General features: G+C 66.6%; 11 protein-coding genes. 4 read left to right on the top strand and 7 right to left on the bottom strand.

Features of this window, described 5'->3' with window-relative positions; all coding sequences use genetic code 11:
- Positions 1-90 precede the first annotated feature (90 nt).
- A complete protein-coding gene (locus ACQY8M_RS14610) occupies positions 91-804 on the bottom strand; it encodes an adenylate/guanylate cyclase domain-containing protein (RefSeq protein ID WP_428673302.1) in 714 nt (237 codons plus the stop codon).
- A 69-nt stretch (positions 805-873) separates the two neighbouring features.
- Between ACQY8M_RS14610 and ACQY8M_RS14605 the strand changes: the two genes are divergently transcribed.
- Together ACQY8M_RS14605 and ACQY8M_RS14600 are read left to right on the top strand one after the other, a co-directional pair.
- The gene (locus tag ACQY8M_RS14605) at positions 874-2,922 is read left to right on the top strand and encodes a hydantoinase/oxoprolinase family protein (RefSeq protein ID WP_428673299.1); all 2,049 of its coding nucleotides are present in this window, start codon (positions 874-876) and stop codon (positions 2,920-2,922) included.
- Positions 2,923-3,099: 177 nt separating this feature from the next.
- On the top strand, positions 3,100-4,818 hold the full coding sequence (locus ACQY8M_RS14600) for a hydantoinase B/oxoprolinase family protein (RefSeq protein WP_428673297.1): 1,719 nt from the start codon (positions 3,100-3,102) through the stop codon (positions 4,816-4,818).
- A gap of 88 nt (positions 4,819-4,906) precedes the next feature.
- Here the strand turns inward: ACQY8M_RS14600 and ACQY8M_RS14595 are convergent, their stop codons facing one another.
- Together ACQY8M_RS14595 and ppc are read right to left on the bottom strand one after the other, a co-directional pair.
- Complete coding sequence (locus tag ACQY8M_RS14595; protein WP_428673293.1) at positions 4,907-5,896, bottom strand: hypothetical protein; 990 nt, start codon at positions 5,894-5,896, stop codon at positions 4,907-4,909.
- 158 nt (positions 5,897-6,054) lie between these two features.
- A complete protein-coding gene (gene ppc, locus ACQY8M_RS14590; protein WP_428673290.1) occupies positions 6,055-8,808 on the bottom strand; it encodes a phosphoenolpyruvate carboxylase in 2,754 nt (917 codons plus the stop codon).
- 107 nt (positions 8,809-8,915) lie between these two features.
- Here ppc and ACQY8M_RS14585 point away from each other — a divergent pair, with 107 nt between their 5' ends.
- On the top strand, positions 8,916-9,704 hold the full coding sequence (locus tag ACQY8M_RS14585; protein ID WP_428673287.1) for an alpha/beta fold hydrolase: 789 nt from the start codon (positions 8,916-8,918) through the stop codon (positions 9,702-9,704).
- A 9-nt stretch (positions 9,705-9,713) separates the two neighbouring features.
- On the opposite strand, the gene ACQY8M_RS14580 is transcribed toward ACQY8M_RS14585, so the two are convergent.
- From ACQY8M_RS14580 to ACQY8M_RS14570, 3 genes are all read right to left on the bottom strand, one after another.
- A complete protein-coding gene (locus ACQY8M_RS14580; RefSeq protein ID WP_428673284.1) occupies positions 9,714-10,208 on the bottom strand; it encodes a hypothetical protein in 495 nt (164 codons plus the stop codon).
- Between the two features lie 153 nt (positions 10,209-10,361).
- The gene (locus ACQY8M_RS14575; RefSeq protein WP_428673281.1) at positions 10,362-11,435 is read right to left on the bottom strand and encodes an acyltransferase family protein; all 1,074 of its coding nucleotides are present in this window, start codon (positions 11,433-11,435) and stop codon (positions 10,362-10,364) included.
- A gap of 315 nt (positions 11,436-11,750) precedes the next feature.
- Entirely contained in the window at positions 11,751-13,424 is a 1,674-nt protein-coding gene (locus tag ACQY8M_RS14570) for an AMP-binding protein (RefSeq protein ID WP_428673278.1), read from the bottom strand.
- Between the two features lie 37 nt (positions 13,425-13,461).
- On the opposite strand from ACQY8M_RS14570, the gene ACQY8M_RS14565 reads away from it, so the two are divergent.
- Positions 13,462-14,352: a PhzF family phenazine biosynthesis protein gene (locus ACQY8M_RS14565; protein WP_428673275.1), complete on the top strand. Its 891-nt coding sequence runs from the start codon at positions 13,462-13,464 to the stop codon at positions 14,350-14,352.
- 63 nt (positions 14,353-14,415) lie between these two features.
- Here the strand turns inward: ACQY8M_RS14565 and ACQY8M_RS14560 are convergent, their stop codons facing one another.
- The gene (locus ACQY8M_RS14560) at positions 14,416-15,492 is read right to left on the bottom strand and encodes an SbmA/BacA-like family transporter (protein ID WP_428673272.1); all 1,077 of its coding nucleotides are present in this window, start codon (positions 15,490-15,492) and stop codon (positions 14,416-14,418) included.
- Positions 15,493-15,495 lie beyond the last annotated feature (3 nt).

Here is a 15,495-nt window from a genome sequence, read left to right as displayed (position 1 = left end):
ATCGAGAGCAGCCAGGCCTTGATCCTTCGGCTGACCGTCCAACTCGTCGAGTGCCGGCTCGACTTGCGAGAGGTCTGAGCGAACCGGAATTCACGCGCGATAGAGCATGATCGGGCTGTCGAAACCCTTGAGCGAAGTGGGTTGGCCAACGCTTCCCTGCATCAGCTCGCCGACCCGCTCGCGCACCGCCTCGGTGGCCAGGATCTCGCCCGGCGCGGCGGCGCCCTGCAGGCGGGCGGCGGTGTTCACCACCGTGCCGATGGCGGTCAGGTCGCGATGCGAGCGGCCGAACTCGCCGAAGCTCAGTTCGCCGCAGTGGATGCCGATGCCGACGCCGAAGTCGAGGCCGGCCTCCGCCTTGCGGGCCCTGACGCGACGCTGGATCTCGTGTGCCGCCAGCAGTGCCTGGCGCGCATGATCGGCCTGCCGGATCGGGAAATTGAAGACCGCCATCACGGCGTCGCCGATCGTCTTGTTGAGGAGCCCGTCATGGTCCCAGATCGCGCCGGCGCATTCGTCGTAGAAGACGTCGAGCATGCCGCCCATGCTGGCCGCAGACATCGACTGCGAAAGCTCGGTGTAGGAGCGAAGATCGGCAAAGAGGATCGTGGCGTCGATCGTGATCTTGGTCGCCTTCATCACCCGCTTGAACATCAGCTCGCACAGGGTGCAGGTGTTGGGGTTCATACGGCTGGGCCGCAGCCCGGCGATACGAAACGGTACCGATAGCGGGCCCCGCAGCGCGATCGGCACATGCATGTTCTGCCAACACCCCTTGCAGATCAGCGATTGCGGCTGCGCCATGCGGCTCTCTCAGGTTCAAGGCCCCATCTTCCTAGCACGTCGAAGGAACGGCGGCTAAGCTCCACCCACATGGACTCACACGCTCCCTCCCTCACCGCTCCCTGGCGCATCGGCGTCGATGTCGGCGGCACCTTCACCGACATGGTGCTGCGCGATACCGCTGGCGCGGTGCGCATCTTCAAGGCGCCGTCGGTGCCGGCCGATCCCAGCGAAGGCGTGCTGGGCGTGCTGCGGCTGGCCGCCCAGCAGCTCGATCTGCCGCTCACGCAGCTGCTGCGCGATTGCGCGCTGTTCGTGCACGGCTCGACCGTCGCCACCAACACGATCCTCGAGAAGAAGGGCGCGCGGGTCGGCATGCTGACCACCGAGGGCTTCCGCGATTCGCTCGAGATCCGCCGCGGCATGCGCGAGAACCAGTGGGATCATCGCGCGCCCTTCCCCGAGGTGCTGGTACCGCGCTACCTGCGCCTGCCGGTGCGCGGCCGTCTCGCGGCCGACGGCAGCGAGCTCGCGCCGCTCGCGGAGGAGGATGTTGCGGCGGCGGCCAAGGTGTTCGCCGATGAGGACGTCGAGTCCGTGGCGGTGTGCCTGTTCAACAGCTTTCTCGACGGTCGCCACGAGCGGGCGGCCGGCGCGGCACTGGCGCGTCACGGCGCGGGGCCGTGGATCTCGCTGTCGAGCGAGGTGATGCCGACCATGGGCGAGTACGAGCGCGGCTCGACCGCCGTGGTGAACGCCTACATCGCGCCCAAGGTCACCAGCTACCTGCAAGCGCTCGACCGCCAGCTGCGCCAGCTCGGCCTGCCACGTTCCCTGCTGCTGCTACAGAGCAACGGCGGCGCGGTCTCGGTCGAGCAGGTCGCGGCGCGGCCGGTGATGCTGGTGCTGTCGGGTCCGGCCGCCGGCGTCGGCGCGCTCAAGGGCTGCGCGGCGCCGGGCGAGGCCGCCAACCTGATCTCGATGGAGATCGGCGGCACGAGCTGCGACGTGATGGTGATGGCGAAGGGCGAGGTGCCGGTCGCCGACGAGCTCACGATCGACGGCTATCACCTCACCACGCCGTCGGTCGAGATCCACACTGTCGGCGCGGGCGGCGGCACCGTCGCCTGGGTCGACGATGCGGGCCTGCTGCATGTCGGCCCGCAGGTCGCCGGCGCCCGGCCCGGTCCCGCCGCCTACGGGCTGGGCGGCGAGCAGCCGACCGTCACCGATGCGCAGCTCGTGCTCGGGCGTTTGCGACCCGGCCCGCTCGCCGGCGGCGCGGTCACGCTCGACGGGGCGCTGGCACGCCGCGCGGTCGAGACGAAGCTCGCCAAGCCGCTCGGCCTGTCGGTCGAGCAGGCGGCATCGGGCGTGATCCGGCTGCTCGAGCAGAACCTGCTGCACGCCGTCGAGCGGCTCAGCATCGAGCGCGGCCATAATCCGGCAACCTTCACCCTCGTCGCCGCCGGTGGCGCGGGGCCGATGCACGGCGCCAACGTCGCGCGTGCGCTGGGCTGCAAGCGCGCGCTGCTGCCGCGCGCCGCGGGCGCCTTCTGCGCCATGGGCATGCTGCAGTCCGATGTGCGGCAGGATTATCTCAAGGTGTTCCTGGCCGATCTCGACAAGGTCGAGCGCAGCACCCTCGACGCGGCCTTCGCCGAGCTCGAGGCGCGCGCGGCCGATGCCGAGGTGATCGAGCGCGAGGTCGACCTGCGCTACGAGGGCCAGCAATGGCCGGTGCGCGTGGCACTCGACGGCTTCGATCCCGGCGCGTTGCGCGCCGCGTTCGAGGCCGAGCATCAGCGGCTGTTCGGCCATATCCAGCCGCGTGGCCGGATCGACATCACCGCGCTGCGGGTGATCGGCCGCAACCCGCTCGATTGGACGCCGCCCGCCGCGCGCTCCCCGCAAGGTGCGCCGCCCAGGCCGCGCGAGACCCGCCCCGTGTGGATCGACGCCGCGCACGGTTGGCAGGACGTGCCGGTCTACGAGGGGTCCGACCTGCGTCCCGGCTGCACGCTCCCCGGCCCGCTGCTGATCGAGGAGCGCACCACGACCGCCTTCATCGGCCCGCGCGACACGCTCGAGGTCGATTCTCGCGACGACTTTCTGGTTCACATCGATGCGCTCGCATAGCTCTTCCCGCTCACGGCTTCCTCCCTGCGCGCAGCGCGGGGAGGTGTCGCCGTCTTACGGCGACGGAGGGGTCATGGGCCGCACCGATTCTGTGACCCATGACCCCTCCGGCGCGATGACGCGCCACCTCCCCGCGCTGCGCGCAGGGAGGAATTCAAGCTTCGAAAGGCCAGTCCCATGACCCTCGACCCCGTCACCCTGGCGCTGGTACAGAGCCGGCTCGACCATATCTCGCACCAGATGGGCTGGGTGATGACGCGCACCGCGCGCTCGCCGATCTTCAGCCAGAGTCACGACTTCTCCTGCTTCATCGCCGACGCGCGCGGCACCTTGATCAGCCAGGCCGACGGCATCCCGATTCATACCGGCGGCGGCGGCTTCGCGGTGCGCGCCGTGCTGCGCGACTTCGCCGGCCAGATCGAGCCCGAGGACGTGTTCCTGCTGAACGATCCCTACACCGCGGGCGGCAACCATCTGCCGGACTGGGTGATCGCCCGGCCGGTGTTCGTCGCCGGCACGCTGGTCGCCTTCGCCTGCAACCGCGCGCACCAGGCCGATATCGGCGGAGGCGCTGCCGGCACCTACAACTCGGCAGCCACCGAGATCTTCCACGAAGGCATCCGGCTGCCCGTGCTGAAGCTGATCGAGGGCGGCAAGACGCGCGCCGACCTGTGGCGGCTGCTGATGCTCAACACCCGCCTGCCCGAGGCGCTGGACGGCGACCTGCATGCGATGATCGGCTCGACCCGGATCGGCGCCGAGCGGCTGGCGCTGCTGGTCGAGGAGCTGGGTCCCGATCGCGCCGGCGACTTCTTCGAGGCAGTGCTGGCCCATGCCGATCGGCGCTTCCGCGGGTGCATCGACCGCCTCGCGCAAGGCACGTGGCGCGCCGAGGAGGTCGTCGACAACGACTGCTTCGAGCCGATCGACGGCAGGATCGCCGTCACGCTGACGGTCGCCGGCTCCCGGCTGGTCGTCGACTTCGCCGGCACCTCGCCGCAGGTCAAGGGCTTCAAGAACAGCTCGATCGCCAACTCGACGTCGGCGGTCTACATGGCGCTGGCCTCGTTCTTCGAGCCCGACCTGCCGCGCAACGAAGGCACTTTCCGCAGCGTCGAGATCCGGCTGCCCGAAGGCACGCTGGTCAATGCACGCATGCCCGCGCCGATGACCATGAACACCGTCTTCGTGGCGCACGAGATCGTCCATGTGATGTGGAAGGCGCTCGGACAGGCGCTGCCCGAGCGCGCCTCGGCCGGCTGGTCGAAGGCGGTGCATGCCGTCACCGCGGGCCTGCGAGACGACGGCGGGCGTTATGTGATGTACCAATGGGCCGGCGCGCCGGCCGGCGGCGGCGTCGAGGGCCGCGACGGCTTCCACCTGATCGGCCACCTGATCACGCTCGGCGGGCTCACGCTGCCCAACCTCGAGACCTACGAGCAGCTCTATCCGGTGCGTTTCCGCCGCCAGGAGCTGCGCTGCGACTCGGCCGGCCCCGGCCGCTTCCGCGGCGGCGCGGGCTGCGACTACGAAGTCGAGATATCCACGCCGGCCGACTATGCCTTTCGCGGCGAAGGCGCCGGCGCACCATCGAGCTTCGGTGCCGCCGGCGGCCGCGCGGGGGGCAGCGGCGAGGTGATCCTCACCCTGGCCGACGGCAAGAAGATCGACGCACCGAAGTACGGCGTGCAACGCCACGGCCCAGGCACCTACCGCAGCCTGTCGCCCGGCGGCGGCGGCTACGGCGACCCGAAGACCCGCGACCCCGCCCGCGTCCTGCGCGACGTGCGCGACGGCATCGTCAGCCGCGGGGCTGCCGGGCGCGACTATGGCGTGGCGATAGCGGTTGACGGCAGCGACATCGATACCGCGCGAACCGCGACTCTGCGCGCGTAGAGTTGAATGCACCGTTCTTGCTGGGTGCGCACACAACCGCTTCAAGCACTTTCGGACAGGCCGAAGGCGATCTCCTCGATGTCCCTCACTACTGCCTGCAGGAAGACCCCAGCCTTCCCACGGCCCCGCCGTTCAGCGCGGGCATGATCGTCGAAACCAACGGATTCATGATCAGCCGCTTCTGGTGCTGCTTGGTCACTTGATCGGTCCAGGAAATCTCGGACGGTACGAACACTGACCCGTAGAAAGCCGTCCAGAATATTTCACCCGAATTCTCGGTGGTGACGACCGCCAGGGGCATCATTATGGACTCTCGAGCCTCGGCCTTCAGTTGCGCCATCGATCGAGTGCCGTGCAGGTTGGGAATCACGATTTCGAGGCGCTTCCAGCCTTGTCCAACAGGCTCGCTTTTGTCCGACAGAAGATCGCCGAAGTGCAAATTCTTGTCGCCGACCTTTTCCCGCCAGGCTACCGCCGGGTTGCCAGTCGCCGACGGCTTGAACCACGCAGCCATCACAATGTCGACGGCATCGGCAAATCCATAGCTCTTGACCTTCAAGGTCACGACCTGTCGAATCGACAAAGCACAGGCGCGTACTTCCATCAACCCGTTGCCCGTTGCCCAGTGATCCAGGTTCCCGCCGACCTCCCGGGCGTATTCGGTCGTCGGAAAAATGAAATCCAGCGGGCCGGCCTTCGATGTCGCGTACGTCTTGTACGAGCGGGCGAACGACCCGGCGAGAGGGGCTTCCAGCTCCAAGTTCAGGACGGCCCCGACTTCGAACATCTTCTGGTTATTCACCAGGTCGGTGGTCATCTTTGCGGCCTTTATGGCGGCTTCTTCAGCCGCCTTTCTGGCTGTTTCTGCCGCCTGGACGCCCGCCTCCGCGGCTTTGAGATTTGCCTCTGCCTTCGCAAGAAGGACGTTGGAACTCTCCTGAGATCTCGCCGCAGCCTCCTTTATCGCGCTTTCGTTGGTCTTGATGCTCGAATCGAGGATGAATCCGGCAATTGCAATGACGACGGTCACAATACCTGAGACCAGGCCGACAATCTTGCCTGCACCCTCGATCTTCATTTCCGCCTCCAGCGATCTGATTTTCTCGACTTGCTGCTCTACGCTGAAGGACAACTATACGTTGTTCAACTGATTACCGCCAGATGACGCTGTGCGGTTCCTCATATTAATCCAGGCAACGTCGTTGGCCGCGCTGCTCGCAAGTGTGAGGCTATCCCCTACCCACTGTTCCTCAATCCCGCCGCAATCCCGTTGATGCTGAGGTGGATGCCGGCGACCACATTGGGGTCTTCATCGCCGGCGCGGTGGCGGCGCAGCAGCTCGATCTGCACGTGGTTCAACGGGTCGATGTAGGGCACGCGGCCTCGCAAGGCGCGGGCCAGCAGCGGATTGCCCTCGAGCAGCTCCTGCTGGCGCATGATGCTTCGGACGGCGTCGATCGAGGCCTGCCATTCGGCGCGGAGGCGCTCGAAGATCGATGTGCGCAACGCCTCGTCGCCGACCAGCTCGGCATAGCGCGAGGCGATAGCGATGTCGCTCTTGGCCAGCACCATGTCCATGTTTGACAGCGTGGTCCGGAAGAAGCCCCAGTCGTCGTGCATCGCCTGCAGGCGCGCGAGGCCGTCTGTCGGGTTGGCCTCGATCCACTTCGCCACCGCCGTGCCGAAGCCGTACCAGCCGGGCAGCATCAGCCGGCACTGCGCCCAGCTGAACACCCACGGGATCGCCCGCAGGTCCTCGATGCCGCGGCGCTTTGAACGCGACGCCGGACGGCTGCCGATGTTGAGGCTCGCGATCTCCTCCAGCACGGTCGATTCGCGGAAGTAGATATCGAAGCCCTCGGTCTCGTAGACCAGCGCGCGATAGGCGCCGAACGCGTCGGCCGAGAGCTGCTCGATCACGTCAAGATAGTCCTTGGGCGGCAACGGCCGTTCGGCCTCGAGCAGGGTCGCTTCGAGCGTCGCGGCGGCGATGGTCTCGAGGTTGCGCCGGCCGACGTCCTGGTTGGAATACTTGCCGGCGATCACCTCGCCCTGCTCGGTCACGCGGATCGCGCCCTGCAGCGCGCCGGGCGGCTGCGCCAGGATCGCCTCGTAGCTCGGCCCACCGCCGCGGCCGACCGAGCCGCCGCGACCGTGGAACAGGCGCAGCCCGATCCGGTGGCGGCGGAAGACGTCGATCAGCGCCAGCTCGGCCTTGTAGAGCTCCCAGGTCGAGGTGAGGTAGCCGCCATCCTTGTTGCTGTCGGAATAGCCCAGCATCACTTCCTGGACGTTGCCGCGCGAGGCGAGCAGCCGGCGGTAGGCCGGCTCGTAGAACAGCGACTCCATGATCGCGCCGCAGCGCTGCAGGTCGCCGATCGTCTCGAACAGCGGCACGATGTCGATGTCGAGCCGGCCCTCGCGCGGCCGCAGCAGCCCGACCTCCTTCAGCAGCACGGCGACCTCGAGGATGTCCGACACGCTGTCGGCCTTGGAGATCACGTAGTGCGGCAGCGACGCCGCGCCATAGCGGCGATGGGCATCGGCCGCGACGCGCAGCAGGGCGAGCTCGCCGGCGGTCTCCTCGCCATAGGCATTGTGCGGCGTCGCCAGGGCGCGCGGGTTGGCGAGCTCGGCGGTCAGCAAGGCCACGCGGGCGGCCTCGTTCAGGGCCGCATAGTCCTTGCCTGCCCCGGCCGCCTCGACCAGCTCGGCCATGACCCTCTCGTGCACGTCGGAATTCTGGCGGATGTCGAGCTCGGCGAGATGGAAGCCGAACACGTCGACCGCGCGCCGCAGCGCCCGCAGCCGCCCGCGGGCGAGAGGACCAAGATTATCGGCGCCGAGGGAGTCGCGGATCGTATCGAGATCGGCCTTGAATTCGTCCGCCGTCTCGTAGGCGGGCGCGGGCCCCACCGGCCGGTGAGGCGCTTCGAGCTTGTCGAGCGACCAGGCCGTCGCGGCGAGACGGGCGTACATTCCGGTCAGCGCGCGGCGATAGGGCTCGTCCTTGCGCTCGTCGGCGGTATCGGGCGAGCGGTCGGCCAGCGCCTGCAGCGCGTCGGAAACCTGCACCATCGGTCCGTAGAGCGGCAGCTCGGCGCCGAGCAGGTGAAGCTCCTCGAGATGATGGCGCAGCGCGCGCTGGCTCTGCATCGCCAGCGTCTCGCGCGTCACCTCGGCGGTGACGTTGGGATTGCCGTCGCGGTCACCGCCGATCCAGCTCCCCATCCGCAGGAAGGGCGGCACGTCGAAGCCGAGCTGGTCCTCGAGGTCTGCGTAGAACTCCGGCAGGGCGGCCAGGAAGGTGTGATCGTAGTAGGCGAGCGCGTTGGTGACCTCGTCGAGCACGCGCAGGCGGGAATGGCGGATCAGGCTGGTCTGCCAGAGCGTCAGGACATTGCGGCGCAGCGCGCGGCGATTGTCGTTCAGCTCTTCCGGCGTGAACCTGACCCGGTCGCGCTGGTCGAGCAGGTGCGCGATCTCGCGCTCGCGATCGATCGTGCTCTGGCGGCGGACCTCGGTCGGATGCGCGGTCAGCACGGCGACGCAAAGCGCGCGGGCGAAGAAACCCTCGAGCTGCTCGCGCGTGACGCCGGCGTCCCGCGCGCGGGCGAGCGCGTAGGCCATGGTCCCGCGCCGCGGCGGCGCCTCGGCCATGGCATAGGCCCGGGTGCGCCTTATGTGGTGCTGGTCCTCGGCGAGGTTGGCAAGGTGGGAGAAATAGCCGAAGGCGCGAATGATGAGGATCGCCTCGGCGGTCGGCAGGCCGCTCATGATGGATTGCAACTCGCGCCGCGCACCCTCGTCGGCATTGCGATGGAACTGCACGCCGGTGCGCCGGATGTGCTCGACCAGATCGAAGACCTGATCGCCTTCCTGCGAGCGCACCGTATCGCCCAGGATGCGGCCCAACAGCCGCGTGTCGTAGCGCAGCGGAACGTCCTTCTCGGGCGTCTCGCCGTTGTCGGAATGCGGGGCGTCGGTCACGCGGCCTCCTGCTGTTTCAGTCCGAATCTAGCACATGGGTCTCCGGTTGAGCCGGCCGCGCGCGCATGGCACGGTTCGCAATCACAAGTCGTTGGGAGGCAATCGCCATGCCGTTCTATGAAAGAGGTCCGGTCCGCATCCACTATGAGGAGAGGGGCTCGGGCTTTCCGCTGTTCATCATTCCGGGCGGCGGTCTGAATTCGACCATCGCTGGCCTGTCCACGACGCATCCCTTCAATGCCCTTACCGAGTTCAGCGACAAGTTCCGCTGCATCGCCGCGGATCTTCGCAATGCCAATGCCGGGCAGTCATCCGGTCCGCTCGAGACCGACCGGCCGTGGGACTCCTTCACCGATGACCATATCGGCCTGATGGACCATCTCGGCATCAAGAAGTTCATGGTGCTGGGCTACTGCATCGGCCAGCCGTTCATCTGGAACCTGATCAAGCGCGCGGGAGATCGCGTGGTCGCCGCCGTGCTGACCCAGCCCAGCGGCCATCGCGAGGAGATGCCGACCCAGTTCTACGACAACAACATGAAGGGCTGGGGCCCCGAATTCGTGAAGCGCCGGCCGGAGATCTCGATGGAGCAGGTCAGCGCCTTCCTGAAGCAGATGTACCTCAGCAACCCCGACTTCGTATTCACCGTGAGGCGTGACTTCGTGAAAAACTGCCAGACGCCCATCCTGGTTCTGCCCGACGATGTCCCGCCGCATCCCTACAAGGTGGCGATGGAAGTGGCGATGCTCGCACCCAACTCGCAGGTCAGCCTGTATCCGTGGAAGGACACGCCGGACAAGGTTCCTCTCGCCGTCCGGCACATCCGGATGTTCATCGAGTCCAACCGGCCGGCGGCGGCTGCCACCACGGCCGAACGGCGGGCGGCGGCCGAGTAGCTTCTCGCCTTAGACGGCGTAGGTGGGGCGGTTCTGCCGAATGGGGAGCTTGCGCCGCTGGCCGCGGCGGAACATGACGGCCTCACGCTCGGGATCGGACCAGGGCGAGCTTTGGAATGCCCCGGCATCGGCACGCCGCTCCGCTTCGTCGATCCGCGCCAACCAATCGCGGGCCTCGCGCAGCCTGGTGAATACGCTCACCGGCCGCTCTCCCTGGGTCGCCGCGAAGGCCCGTGCAAATTCGCCCTTTTCCGGACTGACGAGGAATGCCACCGGCCCGCGCTTAACGTCAGGGCCGCCCCGCAACAGCTCGGCAATTCGCTGGATCTGCTCTGGGCTCACTTCCGCGTTTGCAGCAGCGACGTCGACAAGCTTGGCAAACTGCGGAACCTGCGCCTCGAAAAGCTGCTTGGCGGCGCCCATGATTTCCTCGGGTAGAATCGCGCCACGCGCGACAATGGTGACGCAGCGATGCAGCCTCGAAACCTCCATGTAGACCGGCATACCCCTGAACTCCTGTCGGTAGCAGCCTAGCATTTGCAGGCGGGCGAAATTGTGTCGCCACCGAAACGCCCATGTCGCCCTTCGGGATGCGGACGTTCGGAATCGTGCCTGCGGGTAGCGCCCCCCGCCTGACCATGATCGGCCCGACGCGCGCTAAACGATGCGTGCGACGCCCGGGACCCGGCGGAGCAAGCTCGCGGCGAGCCAGCTCAAACCAAATCCGGACGCCAGCACCAGCGATCCTTTCGCGACCGGACCGAGAGGCACGTGGAGCAGCGCGTACTGAATCCACAGCACGATGGGATAATGAAGCAGATAGATGCCGTAAGCGTTGGCGCCAAGGCTGTCGCCGACGGCGCTACGCTGCCGGCCGAACTGAACGGCCAGCGCAAGCAATCCGGCCGCCATTGCCGCGCAGAACAGCAACATCGCCGCGCCGTCCGCGATTGCCGGCAGCGCGATCGCGTGCAACGAAAGGAACAGAACGGCTGCCACGGCGGCGAGAAACGGCCAGTGCCACCAATGTTCCTCGCAGAAGCGCGCGAGACGGTCGGCGCCGACGATCACGCCGGCGACGAAGAAGAACGCATAGAGGCCGATGCGGCTCGCCTGGATGCCGAAGGGGCCGGCGGTCAACCACAGAGACGGGCCGAGAATGGCCAGTGCGGGCAGGAAGACGAGCGCGGCAACACCGAGGAAAGCCGCGAACCACACGCTCTTCGGCCGGCGATCGAGCGCGACTTGCAGACGCCGTGCGCCCCGCTCCGCCGGTCGTTGCGAGAGGACCAGTGCCGTCGCCGCGTCGAACACGAGCAACGCGCCGACGAACCAGAGCGGACCGCTTGGCCATGGACCTGCAGTCACCATCCGCATCCAGAAGGTGCCGAAGCTCGCCGTGCCGCCGCTCTGCAGGTACGCGGCGTAATAGGAGAGCGGCACCACGGTGACTATGCCTACCAGTAGTGGCAAGCCAAGACGCAGTGCCCGGTCCGCGAGATAGCGGCCCAATCCCTTGCGCGCGAGACTGGGGCGCACGAACAGGCCGGCAAGGAGGAACATCAGCGGCATGAAGAAGCTGTCGTTGCCTGTAACCATCCAATTGAAGCCGTCCCACTGGGCAGGATCGACGACGGGCGCGGTTGCCTTCGTATAGTCGCCGGCGTGCGCAACGTGGCCTCCGGTGCAATAGGCCATTACCGCGTGGTGCAGGACGACGAGGAAGATCACGAAAGCACGCAGATAGTCGAAGGCTGGGATTCGCTTGGCGGCAGGAACGTGCGATTCCGCGACGGCACGCGGATCGAACGCGAGAACGGTTGATTTCACGAGGCGCTGACTCCGGCAGGACGGCGAACCGCCTTACAACGCACCCCATTCCAGGTGCGTTGCCCGTCCTCCAAATGGTCACATCGGCGTCAGAAAGAGCCACCGCCCCTCCTCCCTTACGAAGCCAGGGAAGATGCCCCCGGAGGGGCGGAGGGGTCATCGACTCAGTGCGTGTCGAAAAAAGTTGACCCGATAGCCCAGGCGGACAAGGGAAGCCTAAGCCGTCTTATCGGCCTTCAGCCCAAGCTTGCCGATCGTCTGCTCCCGCATCACGAATTTCTGGATCTTGCCGGTGATGGTCATCGGGAATTCCGGCACGAACTCGATGTAGCGCGGGATCTTGTAGTGGGCGATCTGGCCCTTGCAGAACTCGCGGATCTCCTCAGGCGTCGCGCTTTGGCCAGCGTGCAGCTTGATCCAGGCGCAGATCTCCTCGCCGTACTTCGGGTCAGGCACGCCGATCACCTGCACGTCCTGGATCTTCGGATGGCGGTACAGGAATTCCTCGATCTCGCGCGGATAGACGTTCTCGCCGCCGCGGATCACCATGTCCTTCAACCGGCCGACGATGTTGACGTAGCCCTCGGCGTCCATGGTCGCGAGGTCGCCGGTATGCATCCAGCCGCCGTCGTCGATCGCCTCGCGGGTCTTCTCCGCGTCGTTCCAGTAACCCTTCATCACCGAGTAGCCGCGGGTGCAGAACTCGCCGGTTTCGCCGCGCGCAACTACCTTTCCCTCGGTATCGATAATCTTGATTTCGATGTGCGGCAGCACCTGGCCGACGGTCGAGACCCGGCGCTCGACCGGGTCGTCGGTTGCACACTGCGTCGATACAGGGGACGTCTCCGTCATGCCGTAGGCAATGGTGACCTCGTGCATGTTCATCTTCGACTGCACGCGCTTCATCACCTCGATCGGGCACGGCGAGCCCGCCATGATGCCGGTGCGCAGGCTGCCGAGGTCGAACTTCTCGAACTCGGGATGGTCGAGCTGGGCGATGAACATGGTCGGCACGCCGTAGAGCGCGGTGCAGCGCTCCTCGGCCACGGCCTTGAGCGTCGCCAGCGGATCGAACGCCTCGGAGGGATAGACCATGGTGGCGCCATGCGTCAGGCAGCCGAGATTGCCCATCACCATGCCGAAGCAGTGGTAGAGCGGCACGGGAATGCACAGCCGATCGTTCTCGGTGAGCTTCAGCCCGCCGCCGACAAAGTAGCCGTTGTTCAGGATGTTGTGATGGCTGAGCGTCGCGCCCTTGGGATGGCCCGTCGTGCCCGACGTGAACTGGATGTTGATCGCATCGTCGAACTGCAGCTTCGGCCCGAGCTCGGCGAGCTTGACCCGCTCGACATTGCCGCCGGCCGACGCCACGTCGTCGAAGTTCAGCATGCCCGGCGTCCTCTCCTTGCCGAGGCGAATGACGTGCCGGAGGTGAGGCAGCTTCCTGGCCTTCACCAGGTCGTCGACGATCTCGAGATAGTTCGAGGTCTTGAGCGCGGGCGCCAGGATCAACGCCTTGCACTCGACCTTGTTCATCGCATATTCGAGCTCGCTCCGCCGGTAGGCCGGGTTGACGTTGACCAGCACCAGCCCCGCCTTCGCGGTGGCGAATTGCGCCAGCGTCCATTCCGAGGTGTTGGGCGACCAGATGCCGACCCGGTCGCCACGCTCCAGGCCCAAGGTCATCAGGCCGGCGGCGAGATCGTCCACCCGCCGGCCAAGCTCGCCCCACGTCCAGCGCACGTTCTGGTGCTTGACCACCAGCGCCTCGCGCTCGCGGTACTTCTCAACCTGGCCGTCGAAGAAAGCGCCGATCGTGGCGCCGATCAGCTTCTTGGCCGAGACGCCATGGTCATAAGAGATCTGGGGGGAGGCGTGAGCATTGGTCATGCACGCGAGCTTAGCGCGCCGTGGCAGATTTGGGAGCATGAAACGCTCCTTCCAGACCGTCGACGTTTTCACCGACCGGAAATTCGGCGGCAATCCCCTGGCCGTCGTAACCGACGCCGAAGGCCTGACGACGGAGCAGATGCAGGCGATCGCCGCCGAGTTCAACCTGGCCGAGACGACCTTCGTGCTGCCGCCGAAGGATTCGGCGCACACCGCCCATGTCCGCATCTTCACGCCCAAGGCGGAGCTGCCGTTCGCCGGCCATCCCAATGTCGGGACCGCCTTCGTGCTGGCGCGCATGGGAAGGGCCTCGGGCGATGCGCTCGTGTTCGAGGAGAAGGCCGGGCTCGTGCCGATGGATTTGCGCCGCGAGGACGGCGTGGTGACGGCGGCACGGCTCGCCGCGCCGCAGCCGCTCCGCATCGGCGAGGAGATCGACATCGACTTCATCGCCGAGGCCTGCATGGTGCAGGCGTCCGACATCCGGATCGACGGTCACCGGCCCTGCATCGCGTCGTGCGGCACGCCTCTCGTGTTCGTCGAGCTCGCCTCGCGCGCGGCGCTGAAAGCCGCTGCGCCCCAGGCCGCAGCCTTCGCGCGTGGCCTCACGATCGATCGCGCCATCGGGATTCACCTCTATGTCCAGGCCCGGGAAGAAGACCGCGATATACAGTGCCGCATGTTCGCTCCCTTGATGGGCATTGCCGAAGACCCGGCGACCGGCGGCGCCAATATCGTGCTGGGCGGCCTGCTGGCGCATCTCGACCGGCGCGCCGATCTCACGCTGTCGAAGCGGATCGGCCAGGGCTTCGACATGGGTCGGCCAAGCATCCTCGACGCCGCGGCCGAAAAGAAAGCCGGTGTCGTGACAGCGACCTATATCGGCGGCCGCTGCGTGCCCATGTTAAGCGGTACGATCGAGATATGATTGCTATCCGGAGCGTCGTGAGGGATCGTGCATTCCTCCCCGAGCGTTGCGCCGGGGAGGATTTCAAGAAGTCGGAGCAACCTCGCGCTTGCGCTTCGTGTCGAGCGCATCGAGGGTCGTCAGGAGAATGCCTACGCGGTAGGCCGAGGACATCCATTCCGCGAGGCGCGGGTAGTTGTCTACCAGCCAGTTGAATGCGCCTTGAACGGCGACGAAGGCTGCCGCCGTCTGCGTGACCTCTCCCAGCGTGACCCGGCCCATGATGTAGTTCGGCGCACACAGGACCAGGCCGATGATCGGCGCAAGCAGCGTGTTGCCGTGCGAGACGAATGTCGTTCGCATGTGCTGGCCGCAGAGCCGCTTCCATTGGCCGATCACACTTTCCTGGGCCGCTGCGAGCGTTGGCGCATCTTCGGCATAGGGAGCCAAGGTTGTCCGTGTATTGACGCGCGCGACGACATACTTGAAGTCCGCTTCGGCCTGGTTCTTACGCTCGATGACGTCGACCATGTATCGGCCGACGACCATCATCGACAGGGTCGTACCCGCCGCATAGACCACGGAAGCCCCCACGAGATATCCCGGAAGCCGTATGACGCCCTCCCAGATCCGGACCTCGAGGGTGCCGCCCACGTTCCAGAGCACGACGACGAAGGTGCCGGCAACAAGCAGCGAACTCAGGAGGCCGACCACCAGGTCGATCGGCGCGTCGGTCGCGATACGCGCATCCTCGGTGATCCGATATTCCGGATTCTGACGTTGGCCGTTCACGAAGCCCGCCCTTTGGTAGCGCTGCTCCTCGAGCCAGGATTCGATCAGGCGGCTGGTCAGCCAGTCCCGCCACAGACGCTGAAAGGTCATGCGTCCCCAGACGGCAGTGACAGCCAGTGCGATGCTCGCGGCCGCAAGGGTGAAGAGCACTTGCGCCAGATGCCAGATCTGACGGCCTTCGCGCGCTTCGAGCGCGTTGAAGAAGTCGCGGTTCCAGTAGTTGAGCCTGTACTGGACGAAGACCTGCAGCCCCACGCCAATGACCAGAAGGACGAGCAGGGCCCATGCCGGTGTGCCCCGCCAGAAGCCCCCCGCGGTCTTCCAGAAGCGGTGCATGACGGCGCGCGCAGATGCGGCCTCGATCGACATGAC

The organism is Reyranella sp., assembly GCF_965279465.1.
GTDB lineage: Bacteria > Pseudomonadota > Alphaproteobacteria > Reyranellales > Reyranellaceae > Reyranella.
Note: the sequence above shows the minus strand (reverse complement) of the source record. Positions and strands in the feature narration are given on the sequence as shown.